Genomic DNA, 20,199 nt, shown 5'->3' on the forward strand with positions numbered 1-20,199 from the left:
AAGAAAAACAAGTAGAAGGGAACGTTAATGGCGGATGACATGGTTAACCCGGTGGGCCTCAAGCGCGGCCTGAAAAACCGGCATATTCAACTGATCGCCTTGGGAGGGGCGATCGGTACGGGGTTGTTCCTCGGCTCGGCCGGGGTGCTCAAGTCGGCGGGGCCGTCGATGATCCTGGGTTACGCGATCGCCGGTTTTATCGCCTTCCTGATCATGCGCCAGCTCGGCGAGATGATCGTCGAAGAGCCGGTGGCCGGTTCCTTCAGCCACTTTGCGCATAAATACTGGGGCGGCTACGCGGGCTTTCTGGCGGGCTGGAACTACTGGGTGCTCTACGTGCTGGTGGGCATGGCCGAACTGACGGCCGTGGGCAAGTACATCCAGTTCTGGTGGCCGGAAATCCCGACCTGGGTCAGCGCGCTGGTGTTCTTCGTCGCGGTGAACCTGATCAATACCCTGAACGTGAAGTTCTTCGGCGAAGCCGAGTTCTGGTTCGCGATCATCAAGGTGGTGGCGATTGTCGGCATGATCGTGCTCGGCTGCTACCTGCTGTTCAGCGGTACCGGCGGCCCGCAGGCGTCGGTCAGCAACCTGTGGAGCCACGGCGGGTTCTTCCCGAACGGCGGCATGGGGTTGTTGATGTCCATGGCGTTCATCATGTTCTCGTTCGGTGGCCTGGAGCTGGTGGGCATCACCGCCGCCGAGGCCAGCGAGCCACGCAAGGTGATCCCGAAGGCGATCAACCAGGTGGTGTATCGGATCCTGATTTTCTACGTCGGCGCCCTCACCGTGCTGCTGTCGCTGTACCCGTGGGACCAACTGCTGCAAACCCTCGGCGCCTCGGGCGATGCCTACAGCGGCAGCCCGTTCGTGCAGATCTTCTCGCTGATCGGCAACGACACCGCGGCGCACATCCTCAACTTCGTGGTGCTGACCGCGGCGCTGTCGGTGTACAACAGCGGCGTGTACTGCAACAGCCGCATGCTGTTCGGCCTGGCCGAGCAAGGCGACGCGCCCAAGGCGCTGATGAAGCTCAACAAGCAAGGCGTGCCGTTGCGCGCGCTGGCAATTTCGGCGGCGGTGACCCTGCTGTGCGTGGTGGTCAACTACGTCGCGCCGCAAAGTGCCCTGGAGCTGCTGTTTGCGCTGGTGGTTGCCTCGCTGATGATCAACTGGGCGCTGATCAGCATCACCCACATCAAGTTCCGCAAGGCCATGGGCGAGCAAGGCGTGACGCCGTCGTTCAAGACCTTCTGGTTCCCGTTCAGCAATTACCTGTGCCTGGCGTTCATGCTGATGATCATCAGCGTGATGCTGGCCATTCCGGGGATACGTGAGTCGGTGTATGCGATGCCGGTGTGGGTAGCGATTATCTATGTGGCCTACCGCTTGCGGGTCCGAAACACGAAACTCGTGACAGCGCAGTAACCCATGTGGGAGGGGGCTTGCTCCCGATAGCGGTGTGTCAGTCATTGATATGTTTACTGACCCACAGCTATCGGGGGCAAGCCCCCTCCCACATTTGGATTGCGTTTAGAGCGTAGAGCGCACTCGCCACAACTCGGGAAACAGCACCGTATCGAGCATCTTGCGCAAATACCCCACACCTTCGGTGCCACCAGTGCCCGGCTGGAAGCCGATAATCCGCTCGACCGTGGTCACATGCCGGAAGCGCCACTGGCGGAACGAATCCTCCAGGTCGATAAACTTCTCGGCCAATTGATACAAATCCCAGTACCGACTCGGGTCGCGGTACACCTCACGCCACGCGGCTTCCACGGATTCATCGTGCACGGTAGCGGCCGTCGGGTCGCGTTCGGCGCGCTTGGGGTCAATCGCCAGGCCCGCCTTGAGCATCAGGTTGATCGCCTCGTCATACAGCGACGGCGTGGCGATCGCCACCTGCAATTGCAGCAACAACTCCGGACGATGGGCATGGGGCCGCAACAGCGCCGGGCTTTTGTTGCCGAGGATGAATTCGATCTCACGGTACTGGAACGACTGGAACCCCGACGACTGCCCGAGGAACGGGCGGATCGCCTTGTATTCCGACGGAGTCATGGTCGCCAGCACCGCCCAGGCGTGCACCAGTTGGTCGAAGATCCGCGAGACCCGCGCCAGCATCTTGAATGCCGGTGGCAACTCGCCCAGGCGCAAGTGTTCGCGGGCCGCCTTGAGTTCGTGCAGCATCAGCTTCATCCACAGCTCCGAGGTCTGGTGCTGGATGATGAACAGCATTTCGTTGTGATCCGGCGACAGCGGGTGTTGGGCGCTGAGGACTTTGCCCAGGTCCAGGTAGTCGCCGTAGCTCATGGACTCGGAAAAATTCAGCTCAGCGTTGTGCCAATCCTGCGGGGGTTGGTCGCCGGCAGGCTTATAGTCTGGCGAAAAGGGACATTGGCTCATCGCGTGGGCTCCAAAAGCGGGCGCAGGATTGCGCGGACCGGGCTGGCATCCAGGTGGGCAAAGCGCAGCGGCAGCGCGATCAGTTCATAGTCGCCTTCCGGCACGTCATCGAGCACGATGCCTTCAAGGATCGCCATGCCATGGCGCGCCACGGCGTTGTGCGAATCCATGGTCTTGGACTGTTGCGGGTCCAGGGACGGGGTGTCTATACCGATCAGGCGCACGCCAAGGCTGGCGAGCAGCTCGATGGTTTGCGGGGCGATGGCGGTGAAATTTGAATCCCAGTGCGTCACTGGCGCTTGTGGATAAGTGCGCAGCAGGACCCGTTCCGGCAGGTTATCCACACGCCCTTGCAGTTGATGGGGCTGCACCAGAGCACCGCTACCCAGGCAGTGCAATACCCGGCACGGGCCCATGTACACATCCAGCGACACCTCGCCAATCGGCGCGCCGTCGGCGCTGTAATGCAGCGGCGCGTCCACATGGGCGCCGGTGTGCGGCGAGAAGGTCACGCGTCCCACATTCACCGGGCACTCCGGACCGAACTGCCACACGCGCTCTTCTTGGAACGGCGTATCGCCCGGCCAGGTCGGGGTCGCCGCGCTCAAGGGCGGGCTGATATCCCACCACGTTTTTATTGGGTTCATTTCAAGGCTCTCGGCTGTCACTAAGGTGAATGATACGAGGGCCAGCTGTGAATTTTCTTGCGAATTCTGGCGCAAAGCGGGAAATCTTTCGCACTTACTGCGAAGAAACGGTCAATTCAGGCTCGGAAATTCGCAAGATGACCTATGTGGGAGGGGCTTGCTCCCGATGACGGTAGTTCAGGTAATAAACCACTGACTGACACACCGCTATCGGGAGCAAGCCCCCTCCCACAGTTGACTGCAGTGTGCCTGCTGGATCGCCTTGTGCTGCGGTTCTGGACATCCCGATGTCGAGTTCAGACCACTGGCAAACAGCTCGGCGCTATAGGGTTCAACTTCTGTTTCCCTGCCTCGGAGTCACCATGCCCCAGCCGATCACTGTTCTGCGCGACACCCATCCCCTGCCGGTCCTGGACGCCTGCAAATGGGAAAAACTCGAAGGCGACCCGCACACCGTCAACCTCAACGCCTACACCAGTGAAGACGGCAGCAAGATCATGGGCACCTGGATCTGCACGCCGGGCAAGTGGTATGTGGAATACGTGAAGTGGGAGTACTGCCATTTCCAGGAAGGCTACTGCGTGATCACGCCTGAAGGCATGGCGCCGATTCATCTGCGGGCTGGGGATATCTTTGTGGTGGAGCCGGGAATGAAGGGCACGTGGGAGGTGGTCGAGACAGTGCGTAAGTACTTTGTGTTTGCTTGAGCCACGAAAACTGGGTTCATAACGAAAAAACCGCCCTTAAAGGCGGTTTTCTTTTGTGCGAATCAGCGAACTTGACCAGCTAAGGGACCTGCTGGCTCCATGTCCCTGCCGTGCTGAATAGCTACGCTGAAAAATCTTTTTTGATTGGCAGATGCCGACTCACCAAGTTTTTTATTAGCCTCGGCACAAAATATCTCGACCAACTGTGCTCTTGCTTTGCGGGTAGCTGTTTTCATAAGTTCAAGCCTCCGTAAGCCTTGTAGATGCGCCTCATACTAGGTGGCCTCCACTGAAATCACAAGGCGCCGCTGTTCATCATAATTGAAGCCGAGTCGCTCATAAGTGGGCACGGCATCAGGTCGCGGCTCTTGAATTTCGATGCGAGAGCACCCGATGGCACGTGCGTATGCATCGATAGCGCCCAAGGCAAGTGCGGCTATCAAGCCTTTCAAGGGATGTTTACTATCCGAGCAGCCCTCGAGGAGCACGATCTTAATCGTGACTTTACTGTCACGAGGCGTCGCATAACAAAGGCCGCATAGTTGTTCATCATGCCAAATCGACAAATCAAAACCTTTGGCATCCAGCGTCTTCCAGGCAGCAACATCCTCCCATGGAAATTGCGCGTCACCTCCCCAGCGATGACACGCCTCAAGGGCACGGTTATCAATCACGTCGAAACGGACTTTTGTTGCGTCTAGCCATTGGTAGTCCAAGGCAGTCCACTGATCGACGAATGACGCCAGCGCCTTCTTTCTCGATTGAGATTGGAAGATCAGGTACTTGAGGGAACGCAAGTATCGACGTGCCATAACGATTAAAGTCTTACCCGTGCTGTGGAAACATCAGAAAGCCGCGCTTGCAGCGAATGGGCGCAAACGGTAGCAAGGACGGGGGTAGCCTTGGGCCAATGATGAATTCAAGATTTTTCAGCCGATTCGCCACGCACAACGGAGCCACTCCATGACGGCTGACTTCGATAGACGGCGATGAATTCATGCAAGGAAAGGCATCAATCCTGATGCTTACGTGGTGGGATGCTGGCAGGAAAACCAGAAGGCTCGCTGAGCCGAAAAAACCGGGAGCCCACGCATAGCAGGCCCCCGGAGAACGCTCTATTGCGGCTTGCGATAGCTGTTGATAATCGCCGAGAAGTCCTTGCCCCCTTCCCCACGCTGGCTCATCGACTGGTACAACTGCTGGGCCACGGCTCCCAGGATCACGGGTTGCTTGGCCTGCCGCGCGGCTTCAGTGGCCAGGCCCAGGTCCTTGAGCATCAGGTCGGCGCCAAAACCGCCGGTATAGCCGCGCGACGACGGCGCCGTTTCAATCACGCCTGGCCACGGGTTGTAGGTGTCCGAACTCCAGCAGCGCCCGGTGGAGCTGTTGATGATGCCGGCCAGCACCTGGGTATCGATGCCGAGCGCGTCTCCCAGGGCCATGGCTTCACTGACGCCGATCATGCTGATGCCCAGCAGCAGGTTGTTGCAGATCTTGGCGATTTGCCCGGTGCCGACTTCGCCGCAGTGCACAATGTTGCGGCCCATTTGCGCCAGCACCGGTTGCAGGGTGGCGAACAGGTCGGGGGTGGCGCCGACCATGAAGGTCAGCGTGCCGGCTTGCGCCCCGCCGGTGCCGCCGGAGACCGGGGCGTCGGCCATCACCACACCTTGCCTGGCGGCGGCGGCGGCCACATCGCGGGCGGTTTGCGGGTCGATGGTGCTGCAGTCCACCGCGGGAATACCTTCGCCGATGCCCGCGAGCACACCGTCTTCATTCAGCCACACGCTGCGTACATGCGCGGCGGCCGGCAGCATGGTGATCACCAGTTCAGCGCCCTGTGCCGCGTCACGCGGTGAGTCGCTGATGCGGCCGCCCAATTCGGCCAACTCCTTGAGTACGGTCTGGTTCAGGTCGAACAGGTTCAGCGCGTGCCCGGCCTTGATCAGGTTGCGGGCCATGGGTGCGCCCATGTTGCCCAGGCCGATAAATGCAATCTTCATGGTCGTCTCCCGGAGTCAGCGCAGGTTGATGGTGGTGTTGACGCCGTCGTTGACCGTGTCGTCGTCGAACCAGCGGCTGGTGACGGTTTTGGTCTGGGTGTAGAACTGCACCACTTGCTTGCCGTACGGGCCGAGGTCACCGAGCTTGGAACCGCGGGAGCCGGTGAAGCTGAAGAACGGTACCGGCACCGGAATCGGAATATTGATGCCCACTTGGCCCACATCGATTTCGCTCTGGAACTTGCGCGCCGCAGCCCCGCTCTGGGTAAACAAGCCGGTGCCATTGCCGAACGGGTTGGCGTTGACCAGCGCAATGGCCTCATCGAGGGTATCGACCTCCAGCACCACCAGAACCGGGCCGAAGATTTCCTCAGTGTAGATGCGCATGTCGGTGGTCACGCCCGAGAACAGCGTCGGGCCGACAAAATTGCCGTGCTCAAAACCCGGCACCTTGATGTCACGGCCGTCCAGCTCCAGCTTCGCCCCTTGTTTCACGCCGCTTTCGATCAGCTCCAGGATGCGCGCCTTGGCACGCTTGGAAATCACCGGGCCGACATCGGTGCCCGCTTCGCTGCCCGCGTTGACCTTGAGTTTCTGCGCCAGCGCCTTGAGGTCCGGCAACCATTGCCTGGCCGCGCCCACCAGCACCACCACCGAGGTGGCCATGCAACGCTGGCCCGCAGCGCCGAAACCGGCGCCGACCAGGGCATTGAGGGTGTGCTCGCGATTGGCATCCGGCAGCACCACCGCATGGTTCTTGGCGCCCATCATCGATTGCACACGCTTGCCGTGTTTACCGGCCAGGTCGTAGACATGCGTGCCCACGGCGGTGGAGCCAACGAACGAAACCGCCTTGATATCCTTGTGGGTGCACAGCGCATCCACCACGTCCTTGCCGCCGTGTACCACATTAAGCACGCCGGCCGGCACACCGGCCTCCAACGCCAGCTCCACCAGCAGCATAGTCGACAGTGGATCCTGCTCGGAAGGCTTGAGTACAAAGGTGTTGCCGCAGGCGATGGCCATCGGGAACATCCACAGCGGAATCATCGCCGGGAAGTTGAACGGCGTGATGCCGGCGCAGACGCCGATGGGCTGGCGCAGGGTGTAGGTGTCGACGCCACCGGCGACGTTCTCGGCGAATTCACCCATTTGCAGGGTGCCGATGGAACAGGCGTGTTCCACCACTTCAAGCCCACGGAAAATATCGCCCTCGGCGTCGGCAATGGTCTTGCCCTGCTCGGCGCTGAGCACCCCGGCGATGCGCTTGGAGTGTTCGCGGATCAAGGCTTGCAGCTTGAGCATGATGCGCATGCGCGCGCCGATCGGGGTCAGCTTCCAGGTCTGGAAGGCGCGATGAGCAGCGTCGATGGCAGCGTTGACCTCATCGGCCGTGGCGAACGGGACTTTGGCCAGCACCTGCTGGGTAGCCGGGTTGACGATGTCTTGCCATTCGGTGGTCTTGGACTCGACCCACTCGCCGTTGATCAGCAACTTGACCTGTTGGACGGAAATATCGGCAGATGCGTTCATGAGGGTCTCCGGAGTCTTGTTGTTATGCAGAGAGTGAATCGCCTTGAAGAAGGAGGCGTTCGGACTGTTTTTGGAGTATAGATGTGCAAATCTCTAATAAGAACGCACATAAAAGCCGGTCCAATATGCAAAAAAACATCACATCATTGGGCTCCCTGAACTGGGATGACCTGAAGTTTTTCCTCGAAGTGGCCCGCACCCGCAAGGCCAGCGTGGCCGCCAAGCGCCTGGCGGTGGACTACACCACCGTGTCGCGGCGCATCAGTTCATTGGAAGTGTCACTCGGCACCCTGCTGTTCGAAAAATCCCGGACCAACGGTTTTGTGCTCACCGCCGAAGGCCAGCGCTTGCTGGGCTACGCCGAATCCATCGAAAGCACCTTGCACATGGCTTGCGAGCAAGTCTCCGGCTCTGGCGTGGCGCTGTCCGGGCATGTGCGCATGGGCTGCACCGAGGGCTTCGGCAGTTTTTTCATCACCCCGCAACTGAGTCATTTCGTCGATACCTACCCGGCGATCTCGGTCGACATCCTCCCCCTGCCGCACTTCATCAGCCTGTCCAAGCGCGAAGCCGACATCGTCATCGCCCTGGAGCGCCCGGAACACGGGCCCTATGTGTGCTGCAAACTGTGCGACTACAAACTGCAGTTGTACGCAACCCAGGACTACCTCGACCAACACCCGCCGATCCAACGCCCGGCGGATCTGGCCGAGCATCCGTTTATCAGCTATGTGGATGATTTGGCGTTCAGCTCGGAGCTGCTGTACCTGGCAAATGTAGTGCCCGGCGCCAGCGCCAGCCTGCGCAGCACCAGTGTGATTGCCCAGTACGTGGCGGCGCAGCAGGGGCGGTCGATGGCGATATTGCCGTGCTTTCTGGCGGCGCAGGACCCACGGTTGCTGCCGGTGCTGGGGGAGCAGATCGCGATTACGCGGCAGTTCTGGATGTATTGCCGGGAAGATTTGCGCAAGTTGAAGCGGATTACGTTGTTGTGGGACTACATCCGCGAGGTGACGGAGCAGAATCGGGGGTTGTTGATGGGGGAAACGCGGCAGATGCGGTTTGCCGATTGATAGCACCGCACAAGCGCAAATGTGGGAGGGGGCTTGCTCCCGATGGCGGAGTGTCAGTCACCCGATGTAGTGGCTGACATGCCGCAATCGGGGGCAAGCCCCCTCCCACATTTGGAGTGCATTTCAGGTTGAGGTGGGGGAAATGCTTTAGTCCGCGATGACTACGATCGACACGCGACGGTTCTCGGTGCGCCCCGCCGTGGTTGTATTTGCCGCCACCGGCTCGCTGCTGCCCAGGCCGCGCAGTTGGATGTTTTGTTCTTTCATGCCCACCCGGGTCAGCACCTCGCCCACGCTTTTGGCGCGGCGCAGGGACAAGGTCTGGTTGTAGATCTCTTTGCCCGACGCGTCGGTGTGGCCGTCGACGCGTACGCGTTCGATGCCTGCGCCCACCAGGGCCTTGCCGATGCGCTCGACGATGTCGGTGCTGGCCTTGTTGAGGCTTTCGACGTCGCTGCCAAACAGCACCTTGCCAGACAGGCCGAAGGCCCAGCCTTCGTCAGTCAGCTCGAAACCCTGCTGTTTGAGCACGGTGACTTGCGCCGGGGTCAGGCCTTTGGCCGGTGGGGTCTGGCAGCCGCCGAGGGCCAGGCAGGCGACGAGCAAGGTGATGAATAGAACGCGTAGGTTAGAAAACAAGGGATCAGCTCCTGTGTTGGACATTAACGACGGAATGCTCCGACTCCGCCGTTTGCCGGCTGCCCGAGGACAGCCGTTTGGCCTGGTACATCGCCGCGTCGGCGGCATTGAGCAGGGTGCCGGGCGTGGCGCCATGCTCGGGATAAATGGCGATGCCGATACTGAGGGAGGTCACCACCTGAGTGTTGCCGGGCAGTGGGATCGGCGCGTCCATGCTGGCAATGATCTTGTCGGCGATGCGCTGTGCATCTTCGGCTTTGTGCAGCGGCGCGAGCAGCACGGCGAACTCATCGCCGCCCAGCCGGGCCACCAAGTCGTCTTCGCGCAGTTGTGCACGCACGCGCTCGGCGACGGCCATCAGCACCGCATCGCCGGCGGCGTGGCCGAAGTTATCGTTGATGTCTTTGAAACGATCGCTGTCGAGAAACAGCACCGCCACCCGCTCATTGGTCTTGGCGGCGCTGCGCAAGGCACGAATCAACCGGCCTTCGAAGAACGCACGGTTGGGCAGGCCGGTGAGGCTGTCGTGGCTGGCCTGGTGGGCAAGGGTTTCGTTTTCGCTTTGCAGGTGGTTCTGCCAGGCTTCCATCTCACCAAGCAGGGCGTTGAAGTCGCTGCCCAGACTGTCGAGTTCAGCGATCTGCGCCGGCGGCACGCGGCGGTCGAAGTCACGTTCGCTGCGCGCAGCGTGGGCCACGGCGGCGAGGCTTTTAAGCGGCCCGGTGATACCGTTCAACAGGCGCCGCGCCAGGTGCAACGCGACCCAGGCGCTGAGCGCGGTGCAGATCACAATGCCCGCCAGGCCGCTAAGCAGGAAGCGCAGCAGGCTGCCGCCATGCCCGGTCAGGTGGATGCTGCCGACCGTTTGCCCTTGATGGAGGATCGGTTGGCTGATGGGCTGTTCGAGCAAGGCATGCGCCAGCTCCAGCTCAACCCGTGACAACATGCCGGTGTTCGGCCGGACCCACTGCGCCAGTAGCTTGCCATTTGCATCGAAGACTTCGGCCTGGGCCACTTCTTCGGCCTGGGCAATCAGGCTGAGGGCTTCGGTGGCTGCGGCACTGTCGTCGAACACCACCGCCGCTTCCACGGTGTAATTGATCGAGCGGGCGATCAAGTGCAGGTTATGTTCGGCGTACACGCGTAGCGCCAGCACGCCGAGCAGGGTCAGGGACACACTGGCCAGGGTCACCGCCACCAACGCCAGAATCAGGTGCCCCCGGCCGATGACCGAACCCAGGGTCGGCCGCGCCTTAGCAGGCTTCATGGAGCCGGCGCTCGACGGCGCGACAGTTGCAGCACGCTGGGATGAATGCGTACGCCGCTGCGGGCGACGGAGTCCAGGTTCACCTCGAACGACACTTGCGCATCGCTCACCCGCAGGCAGAACAGGCTACCCACGGTGCATTGGTCACCGCCTTCGCTGATGCTGAGCACCGGGTGGCCTATCAATGAGGTAAACAATGCGCTGCGTTCGTCAGCGCTGAGTTTGCCGATGTAAACGGCGTCGCAGGCACTGACAATATCGGGATGGCTCGCCAGCAGGCGGCGCACCGTCACCGGACGGCCGGTCGCCTGGGTGGTGCCTTTGATCAGGTCGTCGGTGTATTGGGTCGGCCCGACGATGCACAAGCGCAGTTGCGCAGGCTCCACCGGCCAGCGGGCGTAACTGAGGATACCTAGCACGACTTGGGTCACCGCTTGGGCGCGCTGTTCAGCCAGGCTGGATGTTTGAGCCCATGCCTGCGGGGCGAGCAGGCATAGCACCGCCACCCGCAACAGGCGTCTCCAGCTCAAACTACGCTCGGTGAGCGAGACAGCCACGTTCATGCAGCAATTCTCTCAAGAAATTTCAAGGTAATGCCGCAACGATAGCACAGCGGCGGAAAATCCCACGACGCACGGGTTTTCGCGGGGCTGACTATTTTTTCAGAAAAATCAGTCATCTGAATCAGAAATCTTACATGACCACTCAGTCAGCTTCTGCGGGCGTGGCGTCCAACTCCAGCATCAGCCCGCTCAAGCGTTTGACCCTGCGCCGTACGGTTTCCTCAAAGACTCCGGCACGGGGTTCGATCAGGCTGAACCAGCGCTTGGCACGCGTGATACCGGTGTAGATGAGTTCTTTGGTCAGCACCGGGTTCAACGCGTCCGGCAGGATCAGCGCGGTGTGAGTGAACTCTGACCCCTGGGATTTGTGCACGGTCATGGCATACACGGTTTCCACGTCGTTGAGCCGGCTGGGCAGCACGAAGCGCACGCCCCCCTGGCCGTCATTGCGCGGGAAAGCCACGCGCAGCACCTGGGGCCCGCCGTCGCTTTCGGGCAATTTCAAGGCGATGCCGATATCACCGTTCATCAGGCCCAGGCCGTAGTCGTTACGAGTCATCAACACCGGACGGCCTTCATACCACTGCTCGTCGCCTTCGATCAGCCGCACCTTGCGCAAGGCGGCGGTGATGCGCAGGTTCAAGCCTTCGACGCCCCACGGGCCTTTGCGCACCGCGCAGAGCAGCTGGAATGCGTCGAAGGCTTGCAGCAGATGTTGCGCCCAGTGGGTCCAGGCGTGATCGTCACGCGGGGTGTCCAGTGCAGGCCGCGCCGACTGCAGCAGATTCAGGTAATAGCGATAGCCCTGGGCGCCGGCGCCCTGCCCGTCCAGTACCAGGCGCTCAAGGGCATGATCATGCTCGCCCTTGAGGCTGAGGCAGAACAGGTCGTCATGACTGCGCGCGGCCAGCAGCTTGCGCGCTTGCTCAGCGTTCTGCTGGTTCACCCAGCGCGCCAGTTGGCCGATGCCGCTGCCCTCGCCGAAACGCCGCGAGTAGCGCAGCATCACCACCTGCTGGGCCAGGGGATGAGTGCCGTCGAGGTCCTCCTGCAAACCGCTGTCGGCGAGATTTTCAGCGCTGACCGCTTGCAGCCATTGGCGCGTGGCCGGGCTGTACCAACCGGCCTCGGCGTCGCGGCACAAATCGCCGAGCACCGCGCCCGCCTCTACCGAAGCGAGCTGGTCCTTGTCACCCAGCAGCACCAGGCGAGCATGGGGTGGCAAGGCGTCGAGCAGGTTGGCCATCATTTCCAGGTCGATCATCGACGCTTCGTCCACCACCAGCACATCCAGCGGCAATGGGTTGCCGACGTGATGACGAAAATGCCGAGTACCCGGGCGACTGCCCAGCAAGCGGTGAACCGTGGTGACCTGGGTCGGGATTTTTTCACGCACAGTGTCGGGCACTTTCAGCGACAGCACTTGCTGGCTGATGGACTCGGTGAGACGGGCAGCGGCTTTACCGGTGGGCGCGGCCAGGCGGATACGCAAGGGATTGCCGCTTTCCACGGCCGGCGCCTGCAACAGCGCGAGCAGGCGCACCACGGTGGTGGTCTTGCCGGTGCCGGGGCCGCCCGTGACGATGCTGAACGCGCCACGGGTGGCCAGGGCACAGGCCAGTTTTTGCCAGTCGATCACGCCATCGGGCGCCGGTTGATCGAACAAACCATTGAGCCGCTGCGGCAAATCGGTGGCGACGCTTTCGTGGCTGGCCAGCCGCAGGCGCAAGGCGCTGTCGATGCGCCGCTCATACGCCCAATAGCGGCGCAGATAGAGGCGTTTTCCGGACAGCACCAACGGACGGCTTCGGGCCGACTCACTGCCATCGACGGCCAGCGCGACCAAGGGGCTGGCAGCCAGGGCATGACACCAGTGGGCGCCGTCCAAACCTTCGAGCAATTGCGACGGCAACAGCATCGCGCCGGTTTGCAGGTCGCCTTCAGGCGGCAGCGACAAGGCAAAGTCCGGCGCCTTGAGGGTTTCGAACAGGTCGAGGCACACATGGCCGTGACCCAATTGGTGGCTGGTCAACGCCGCCGCCAGCAACACCAAGGGATCGGCTTGTGGGTCAAGCTCATGCAGGAAGCCGACGAAGGCTTTGTCCAGGGCCCGTAGCCAACCACGCTCGACCCAACGCTCGAGCAATTGCACCAGGTCGGCGGCGCGGCTGAGAGGTGTCAGCTCGTCCGGCAGTAACGGCGACAGGCTCATAGCAGCACTCCTTGTTCCCAGGCGGGCTCGGCTTTGGGCGGGATCGGCTTGCCTTGGAACAACAGGTCCAGCCCTTCGATCAGTTCTCGCGGTGGCCGGGTGAAATACGCGCCCTGGCTCACCGATTGCGTACCGCGCAGGAACAGGTACAGGGCGCCGCCGATGTGGCGTTCGTAGTCGTAATCGGGCAGGCGCGCCTTGAGTTGGCGATGCAGGGCCAGCAGGTAAAGTACGTATTGCAGGTCGTACCGATGCTCGAGGATCGACTGTTCCATGGCTTCCAGGGTGTAGGCCGAATCGTCAGGGCCGAGCCAGTTGGATTTGTAGTCAGCCACGTAATAACGACCGTCGTGCTCGAAGGTCAGGTCGATAAAGCCCTTGAACATACCGTTGAGCAACACCGGTTCGGCCGCCACGCGGGAGACGCCGTGGTGGGTGTACTGGCACACCAGCTTGTCGAGGGCGAGCACGTCGACTTTATGGCTGGCGAACCAGAACTCCATTTCGATCTGGTACTGCTGCAGGGCGCTGAGGCTGACGCGGGCGTCGTACACAGGCAGCGGCGTTTGCAACACGTGGCCAAGCCAGGCGCTGAGGGTGATGATCCAGCCTTCCCAATGGCGGCGGTTACAGCGGGCGCCGACGGCCTTTTCGATGGCCTCGGGGCTCAGGTTGAAGCCTTCTTCACCGGCCCATTCCAACAAGCCGTGAAGGAAGGTGCCTGGATTGGGACCGCGTGGGAAACGATGAATATCGCCGCCGGACGCCGCCACTTCCCGTGGTGCATCGGGATCAAGGCGTTCGTCATCGAAGAGTTTCTGGGCCTGTGGGCTTTCAGGCGCTTCGAGATTGGCGGCGCTCATGCTATCGCCAATGCGCAAGGCGCTGTAGGAGGCAATCCACCAGTTTTCTGCGGCCTTGCGTTTAGGCAGCAGCGGGGCCAGCAAGGTGGCTTCGTTGCGCGGTGGATGAAACACAGTGTCTTGCGCTTGCGGCACATGGGCATAGCTGATGGTCGGGCAGCCTTCCTGCAGCGCCATCAACCAGCGCGCCAGGTCGGCGGACTCCCCCAGCGGTGCACCGGCGCCGAGCAAATAGCCCAGCGCCGAAAGGTGCAGCACGGAGCTGCTGCTGTTGCCGCGCTTGAGGTCGGCGATACCCAGCCAGCAGGCGTGTTTGGCGCGGGTCAGGGCGACATACAGCAAGCGCAGGTCTTCGGCCAGGCGCTCATCGTCGGCCTGGGCGATCAACTCTGCAGTGGGCCGCAGGCTGACGTGGGATTTACCCTGCTCGTCGTGGTAATGCAGCGGCAAACGCGTGCCGTCCACCGGTTTGGCCGAACAGATGAAGGGCAGGAACACCAGGTCGTATTCCAGGCCCTTGGATTTGTGGATCGTCACCACCTTGACCAGTTGCTCATCGCTTTCCAGGCGCAGGATCTGCTCTTCACCGGCCTGACCCGACAGCGCCAGGTGCTCGGCAAGATGGCGAATCAACGCCTGCTCGCCGTCCAGTTCCGACGCCGCCTGTTGCAGCAGTTCGCTGAGGTGCAACAGGTTGGTCAGCACTCGCTCGCCATCGCTGCGGGCGATCAGGGTTTGCGGCAGCTTGAAGTCATGCAGCAGGCGGCGCAGCATCGGCAGCACGCCTTGGGTGCGCCAGATCGTGCGGTAGCCACGGAACTGCATCACGCGGCTTTCCCACGCCAGTTCGTCCTGGTTCAGACGCTCCAGCTCCGCCAATGACAAGTTCAAGGTGACACAGGCAAGGGCCGCGCGCAGCGGGCGTTCGACGTCCGGTTCGGCGCAGGCCTTGAGCCAGGCCAGCAGGTCGTGGGCTTCCTGGGCGGCGAAGACCGAGTCTTTATCCGACAGGTACACGCTGCGCACGCCCCGCGCCGCCAACTCGGCGCGCACGGCCTGGGCTTCCTTGCCGTCTCGCACGAGGATGGCGATGTCTGACGGCAGCACGCCGTTGAAGGTGTTGTCTTTGACAAAACCCGCGCTGCCTTGCTGCCCGCCATTGAGCAACGCGACGATGTGCGTGGCGCAGGCGGCGGCCAGTTGCTGGCGATACAGCACATTGGAAATCGGCTGGTCGGTGGGCAGGTGCCAAAGGTTCATCGCCGGCAGCGTTTGGCCGTCGACCTGCAACTGTTCCTTGCGGCCCTGGGACAGCACCGGGTGAAACGGCACCGGGTTATGGCCGTCGGGCTCACGAAACAGGAAGGCGCCCCGGCCGGTTTCTGCACGCTGGAACACATGGTTCACCGCCTCGACCATCGCATGGCCGGAGCGGAAGTTGGTGCCCAGGGTGTGGTGGCGCCCGGTGGTGGACTGCCGGGCACGCAGGTAGGTGTAAATATCCGCGCCGCGGAAGGCGTAGATCGCCTGTTTGGGGTCGCCGATCAGGAACAGGCCGCTGTCCAGGTGGTTTTCTTCGATGCGGTAAATGCTGTCGAAGATGCTGTATTGCACGGGGTCGGTGTCTTGGAATTCATCGATCAAGGCCACCGGGAATTGCTCGCGGATCACACTGGCGAGGCGCTCGCCACCGTCGGCCTGGAGCGCGGCGTTGAGGCGGATCAGCATGTCGTCGAAGCCCATTTCGGCGCGGCGCCGCTTCTCTTCTTCGAAGCGCTTGCCCACCCAGGCGGCGGCGTGTTGCAACACAGCGGCGTCCGGGGTGGGCAGTGCGTCAAGGGCGGCTTTAAGGCCGGCCATGGCGTCGATGCCGGGATGCCGTGGCGGCTCGCCTTTCCAGGCTTCGGCCATGCCGTCGGGGGTCAGCCGGGTAAAGCCGGTGCCGATATCCAGTTGTTCCAGGGTTTCGTCGGCGGCCCAGGCGCTGATTTTTTCGAACCAGGGCTCGAAGTAACGCGCCTGCATTTTGCGCCCATCGACCGCCTTGGCAGCAACGGCTTGCAGGCACAGCTCGCGCAGCTCGGCGGCCCATTGCAGCCAAGGCGCCTTGATGCGGGTCAACGCCTCGCGGCGCTCCTGCAGGCAGGCGGTGATCATGTCGGCCGGCTCGCGGCTGTCCTCGGCGGGCCGCTCACTGCCGAACAGCGCGCGTACCCGTGGCATCAACGCGGCCGGGCCACCCCAGTTGTTGCGCACCCAGTTGAGTGCGTCGTCGTGCATCGGGTAGCAGAACAAGCGCCAGTAGTCGCGCAGCACTTCACCGAGCAGGTCGCTGTGATCGGTCTCCAGGGTCTGGGTAAACAGGCTGCCGCTGTCGAAGGCGTGCTCGCGCAGCATACGCTGGCACCAACTGTGGATCGTCGAGACAGCCGCTTCGTCCATCCATTGCGCGGCGATGTCCAACCGATTGGCGCAGGCGGGCCACTGCTCCTCGGGGTATTGATTACGCAGGTCGGCGATCAAGGCGTCAGGCGGCTCGATTTCGCCACGGAAGAACCGCGCGGCTTCGGCCAGGCGGATACGGATACGTTCACGCAACTCCTTGGTGGCGGCGTCGGTGAAGGTCACCACCAGGATCTGCGGCGGCAGCAGTTCGCGGCCGAAGCCGGACTCCTCACCACCGTTGCCGAGGACCAGGCGCAGGTACAAGGCCGAAATCGTGAAAGTTTTGCCGGTACCGGCGCTGGCTTCGATCAGTTGGCTGCCTTTGAGCGGGAAGGCCAGGGCCAAGGGCTTGTTACTCATGCGCCGGCCTCCGCGCTGGACAGTGAACGCCAGGGGGCGCTGATCAGGGGGCGATACAGGGTTTCGCACCAACCTTCGAATTCTTCGCTGGCGACCAGCGTCGCGTAGTCGGGGAACTGACGAGTGAGCGCGGGCGTTTCACGGCGCTCACCGTCGGTGGTGATGCCGTCGCCCTCATAGGCTTTGCTGGCAGCAGCGTGGGCCTTGGCGGGATCGGTCTGGCCGAGCCAGGCAAAGGCGGTTTTTACCGCGACGGGCAGCGGTTTGCTCATGCCGGTGTGCCAGGCGAGCAGCAGGTCGGCGAGGATGTGCTGCGCGGTGGCGGTGTCCAGTGGGGCGAGGAGCAAGGTGTCGTCACTGGCCACCAGCCCGGTGCTCAACGGCACGCCACACGCACAGGCGACCACGTGATTGACCCAAGGTCGAATCAGCCGGTGCCACTTGCGCGTCTTGATCGAACCGATGCTGTTGGGAATGGTGGTCACGCTTAACAATCCGCCATCACTGCGTCGATGCAGGCCGCTGATCCAGCCTTCAAGCTGAATGCCTTGGTACTCGAAACTGATCGGTTCCGCGCCAGCGTGCGGGGTTGGCCAAAGCGCCAGGAGGTGTTGGTAGCGCTGCAACAGATCCGGCAACGGCTCGATCAGCTCATTGCGCAGGCATTCGCCGAAACCGACCATAGGCAGCAGGCCACTGCCTTGCAGGCGTAAAGCTTGGGCGTTGAGGGCCTGATCAAGCTGGTCGGGCCGGGCCAGTGCGGCGCTCAGCAGACTGTCGCTGAGGCTGTAGCGTTGCAGCGCGTCGAGGACGAAGGGCTCTTCGTCGGCCAGTGGTACTTCGGCAGCTTCGAAGAACACTTTCAGGCGTTGGCTGAAGAAATGCTTTACCGGATTGCGCAGGAAATCCTGCAACTGGCCGAGGCTCAGGGGCTCTTCCTGATCGTGCGGTGCCAGCGCGTGGTCGTGGGCCATTGCGGCCGGCGCTTCGTGCAGCAACTGCCATTCGCGGGCGTAACTGAACAGCGGGTCGCCTTCATGGAAGTAGCGGGCGCTGAACGGTTGGAGCGGGTGTTCCTGGGTCATCGCTTCGATCAGGGGTTCTTGGCTATCGGCGTTATGCCAGCCGCTGGCGAGATGGTCGCGCAGTTGGCCGATCAGCACCGAGGCCGGGCGCTCACTGTTGTCGCGAATGCTGCGGCCGACCCAGCTGATATAGAGCTGGTCGCGCGCGGAAAGCAGGGCTTCGAGCAGCAGGTAGCGGTCGTCCTCGCGGCGGGAACGATCGCCGGGCCGGTAGTCGCTGCCCATCAGGTCAAAGTCCAGCGGGGGCTGGGCACGCGGGTAGTCGCCGTCGTTCATGCCGAGCAGGCAGACCAGCTTGAACGGGATTGCGCGCATGGGCATCAGGGTACAAAAATTGACCGCACCCGCGAGGAAGCGCTGGGACAGGCGGCCTTGGTCAAGCCCGGCTAACCACGCCTCGCGAACTACAGTGAGCGGTAACTCGTCCTGCAGGCCAACAGACTCGCAGGTTTCCAGCCAGGTTTCTCTTAACTGTTCGAGTTGACCCAACAGGTAGTCATCGTGCTCGCTGCTGGGCATGAAAAACTGCTGCATCAAGCGTTGCAGACGCTCGCCCCATTCGTGGGGAGGGGCTGGTTGTGACAGCGCTTGATGGGCGTCTTTTAATGCGTCGAGCAAGGCGACCAGTGGGCCGATCAGCGCCGCATCGAGCCCACCGATCTCGTCGTAGGGCTCGATGCCATCGCACGCGACACCGGTGCCGACGGCGTAACCCAGCAGCATCCGTCGCAGGCCGAATCGCCAACTGTTCTGCTCCAGCGCCTCGGGCAGCCCCAGGCCGGCACGCTGCTCGGCGTTGAGACCCCAGCGGATACCCGCGCCTTCAATCCAGCGGTGCAGCGTCGGCAGGTCGCGTTCATTGATGGCGAAACGTTCGCGCAGGGCGGGAACATCCAACAGGTCGAGAATCTCGCTGACGGGGAAGCGGCTGTCGGGGAGCTTGAGCAGGTGCTCGACGGCAATCAGCAGCGGGTCACGACCGCGTTGGCCTTGGTCTGTCAGGGTGAACGGAATGAAGCGTGGGTCGTTTCTTTCCAGTTGGCCGAAAACCGCGCGAATGTGCGGCGCATAGCTGTCGACATCGGGGACCATGACGATGATGTCCCGAGGGCGCAAGGTGGGATCGGCGCTGAAGCGTTGAAGCAATTGGTCGTGGAGAATTTCCACTTCGCGTTGGGCGCTGTGGGCAATGTGAAAGCGAATGGATGAGTCGCGCTTCAGGTCGACTGCAGGCCAGCATTCACGGGTTTCGTCGAGTGGGCGCAGTTCAAGGATATCGTCCTGAAGCTGGTTGAGCAGCGTGGTAGGCTGGCTGTCGCTGAACAGGTCGATACGCCCATCACGGAAGGCGGCGCGGTAGCTGTTGGGGTCGTCGTAACTGTCCAACAGGCTGATGTAGTCACGGCCCTGCTTGCCCCAGGCGGCGAGCAGCGGATGGGCATGTTGGTGCAGGGTTTGTGGGTCGATGGTGACTGGCATGCCCGCTTTGCGCGCTTGGCGCTTGTATTCGTTACGCAGCAGGTCCTTGTCGGCCACGATGTCTGACCAATGATGGCGGCAAGGATTGTGCACGCATAGCAGCACTTGGCTGAAACGGGCCAGGCCCGCCAGGGCTTCAAGCGCTTGGGCGGGCAGTGATGAAATGCCGAAGACGATCACGCGGGAAGGCAGGCCAGGCGGCGCTTGCTCGAGCGTGTTGATGCGCTCGATAAAACGCTGATGAACGCCGGCACGACTCTCGGCCATGCCCTGCGCGCCTACGTCGAGCAGCAACGCGCGCCATAACTCGGCCTGCCAACAGTTCGCAGTGTTAAGGGGTTTGGATTCGCCGCGTCCATTGCGTAACTGATGGCGCCCTGCGGCCCAGTCTTCCAGCCAATCGGCACGATACACCTGGTATTGGTCGAAGAGGTCGGCCAGGCGCTCGGCGAGCTGGTAGCGCTTGCGTAGGTCGGTGTCGTGGGTCAGGAAGCGTTGCAGCGGCTCGAAATGGGGTTGGTCGATAAGCTGCGGGAGCAGGCGCATGAGTCGCCACGTCAGCGGTGCCTTATCAAGCAAAGACTTAGAGGGAATTTCGTCACGACCCAGGACCATGCGATAGAGCTGCCACATGAAGCTGCCGGGCAGTTGCACATCGATTGCCGCTGCAATACCACAGCCGCCCATATCGTCCTCTTGCGGATCTTCGGCCAAGGCGAGCTTGAGCCATTGGGCGATGCCGTTGCTTTGGACCAGAGCGATTTCGTTTTCCAAGGGCGCCAGGGGATAACGACGCATCCAGCTGACTACCAGGCTGCGCAACTCGTCCAGGCGGTTACCGTGAACCACCATGAATCCAGCGCTGAGGGACGTCGCACCCGGCATAACGGTTTCCTTGGGAAAGCAAGAATCGAGGC

General features: G+C 62.1%; 15 protein-coding genes. 3 read left to right on the top strand and 12 right to left on the bottom strand.

Translation table 11 applies throughout. The features are described from left to right. The first annotated feature begins 27 nt into the window (after window positions 1–27). Window positions 28–1,428: an amino acid permease gene (locus tag C4J91_RS22990; protein WP_124364393.1), complete on the top strand. Its 1,401-nt coding sequence runs from the start codon at window positions 28–30 to the stop codon at window positions 1,426–1,428. A 105-nt stretch (window positions 1,429–1,533) separates the two neighbouring features. Here the strand turns inward: C4J91_RS22990 and kynA are convergent, their stop codons facing one another. Continuing rightward, window positions 1,534–2,406 (bottom strand): tryptophan 2,3-dioxygenase, encoded by an 873-nt coding sequence (gene kynA, locus C4J91_RS22995; protein WP_124364394.1) that lies wholly within the window; start codon window positions 2,404–2,406, stop codon window positions 1,534–1,536. Then, window positions 2,403–3,053, bottom strand: coding sequence for an arylformamidase (gene kynB / locus C4J91_RS23000; protein ID WP_124364395.1), 651 nt, complete (start codon window positions 3,051–3,053; stop codon window positions 2,403–2,405). The genes kynA and kynB overlap by 4 nt, the downstream gene beginning before the upstream one ends. 362 nt (window positions 3,054–3,415) lie before the next feature. On the opposite strand from kynB, the gene C4J91_RS23005 reads away from it, so the two are divergent. Then, window positions 3,416–3,760, top strand: a complete 345-nt coding sequence (locus C4J91_RS23005; protein WP_124364396.1) for a cupin domain-containing protein — start codon at window positions 3,416–3,418, stop codon at window positions 3,758–3,760. Between the two features lie 62 nt (window positions 3,761–3,822). On the opposite strand, the gene C4J91_RS27645 is transcribed toward C4J91_RS23005, so the two are convergent. From C4J91_RS27645 to C4J91_RS23020, 4 genes are all read right to left on the bottom strand, one after another. Then, complete coding sequence (locus C4J91_RS27645) at window positions 3,823–3,996, bottom strand: hypothetical protein (protein ID WP_164484565.1); 174 nt, start codon at window positions 3,994–3,996, stop codon at window positions 3,823–3,825. A gap of 39 nt (window positions 3,997–4,035) precedes the next feature. Next, window positions 4,036–4,557 carry a GNAT family N-acetyltransferase gene (locus C4J91_RS23010; protein WP_164484566.1) on the bottom strand — a complete coding sequence of 174 codons (522 nt, stop codon included), beginning with the start codon at window positions 4,555–4,557 and terminating at the stop codon, window positions 4,036–4,038. A gap of 318 nt (window positions 4,558–4,875) precedes the next feature. Further along, window positions 4,876–5,763: a 3-hydroxyisobutyrate dehydrogenase gene (gene mmsB, locus C4J91_RS23015; protein ID WP_124364398.1), complete on the bottom strand. Its 888-nt coding sequence runs from the start codon at window positions 5,761–5,763 to the stop codon at window positions 4,876–4,878. A gap of 15 nt (window positions 5,764–5,778) precedes the next feature. Continuing rightward, entirely contained in the window at window positions 5,779–7,296 is a 1,518-nt protein-coding gene (locus C4J91_RS23020; protein WP_124364399.1) for a CoA-acylating methylmalonate-semialdehyde dehydrogenase, read from the bottom strand. A 125-nt stretch (window positions 7,297–7,421) separates the two neighbouring features. On the opposite strand from C4J91_RS23020, the gene C4J91_RS23025 reads away from it, so the two are divergent. Continuing rightward, window positions 7,422–8,369 (top strand): LysR family transcriptional regulator, encoded by a 948-nt coding sequence (locus C4J91_RS23025; protein WP_124364400.1) that lies wholly within the window; start codon window positions 7,422–7,424, stop codon window positions 8,367–8,369. Between the two features lie 147 nt (window positions 8,370–8,516). Here the strand turns inward: C4J91_RS23025 and C4J91_RS23030 are convergent, their stop codons facing one another. From C4J91_RS23030 to recC, 6 genes are all read right to left on the bottom strand, one after another. Continuing rightward, the gene (locus C4J91_RS23030; RefSeq protein ID WP_124364401.1) at window positions 8,517–9,008 is read right to left on the bottom strand and encodes an OmpA family protein; all 492 of its coding nucleotides are present in this window, start codon (window positions 9,006–9,008) and stop codon (window positions 8,517–8,519) included. Window positions 9,009–9,012: 4 nt separating this feature from the next. Further along, a complete protein-coding gene (locus C4J91_RS23035) occupies window positions 9,013–10,275 on the bottom strand; it encodes a diguanylate cyclase domain-containing protein (protein WP_124364402.1) in 1,263 nt (420 codons plus the stop codon). Further along, entirely contained in the window at window positions 10,272–10,838 is a 567-nt protein-coding gene (locus tag C4J91_RS23040; RefSeq protein ID WP_124364403.1) for a YfiR family protein, read from the bottom strand. Before C4J91_RS23040 ends, C4J91_RS23035 begins: the two co-directional genes overlap by 4 nt. Window positions 10,839–10,980: 142 nt before the next feature. After that, window positions 10,981–13,050 (bottom strand): exodeoxyribonuclease V subunit alpha, encoded by a 2,070-nt coding sequence (recD, locus tag C4J91_RS23045; RefSeq protein ID WP_124364404.1) that lies wholly within the window; start codon window positions 13,048–13,050, stop codon window positions 10,981–10,983. Next, on the bottom strand, window positions 13,047–16,718 hold the full coding sequence (gene recB, locus C4J91_RS23050; protein ID WP_124364405.1) for an exodeoxyribonuclease V subunit beta: 3,672 nt from the start codon (window positions 16,716–16,718) through the stop codon (window positions 13,047–13,049). The genes recD and recB overlap by 4 nt, the downstream gene beginning before the upstream one ends. Continuing rightward, on the bottom strand, window positions 16,715–20,167 hold the full coding sequence (gene recC / locus C4J91_RS23055; RefSeq protein ID WP_124364406.1) for an exodeoxyribonuclease V subunit gamma: 3,453 nt from the start codon (window positions 20,165–20,167) through the stop codon (window positions 16,715–16,717). The genes recB and recC overlap by 4 nt, the downstream gene beginning before the upstream one ends. Between the last annotated feature and the right edge of the window lie 32 nt (window positions 20,168–20,199).

The organism is Pseudomonas sp. R3-52-08 (assembly GCF_003851745.1).
In the GTDB taxonomy this organism is placed as follows: domain Bacteria; phylum Pseudomonadota; class Gammaproteobacteria; order Pseudomonadales; family Pseudomonadaceae; genus Aquipseudomonas.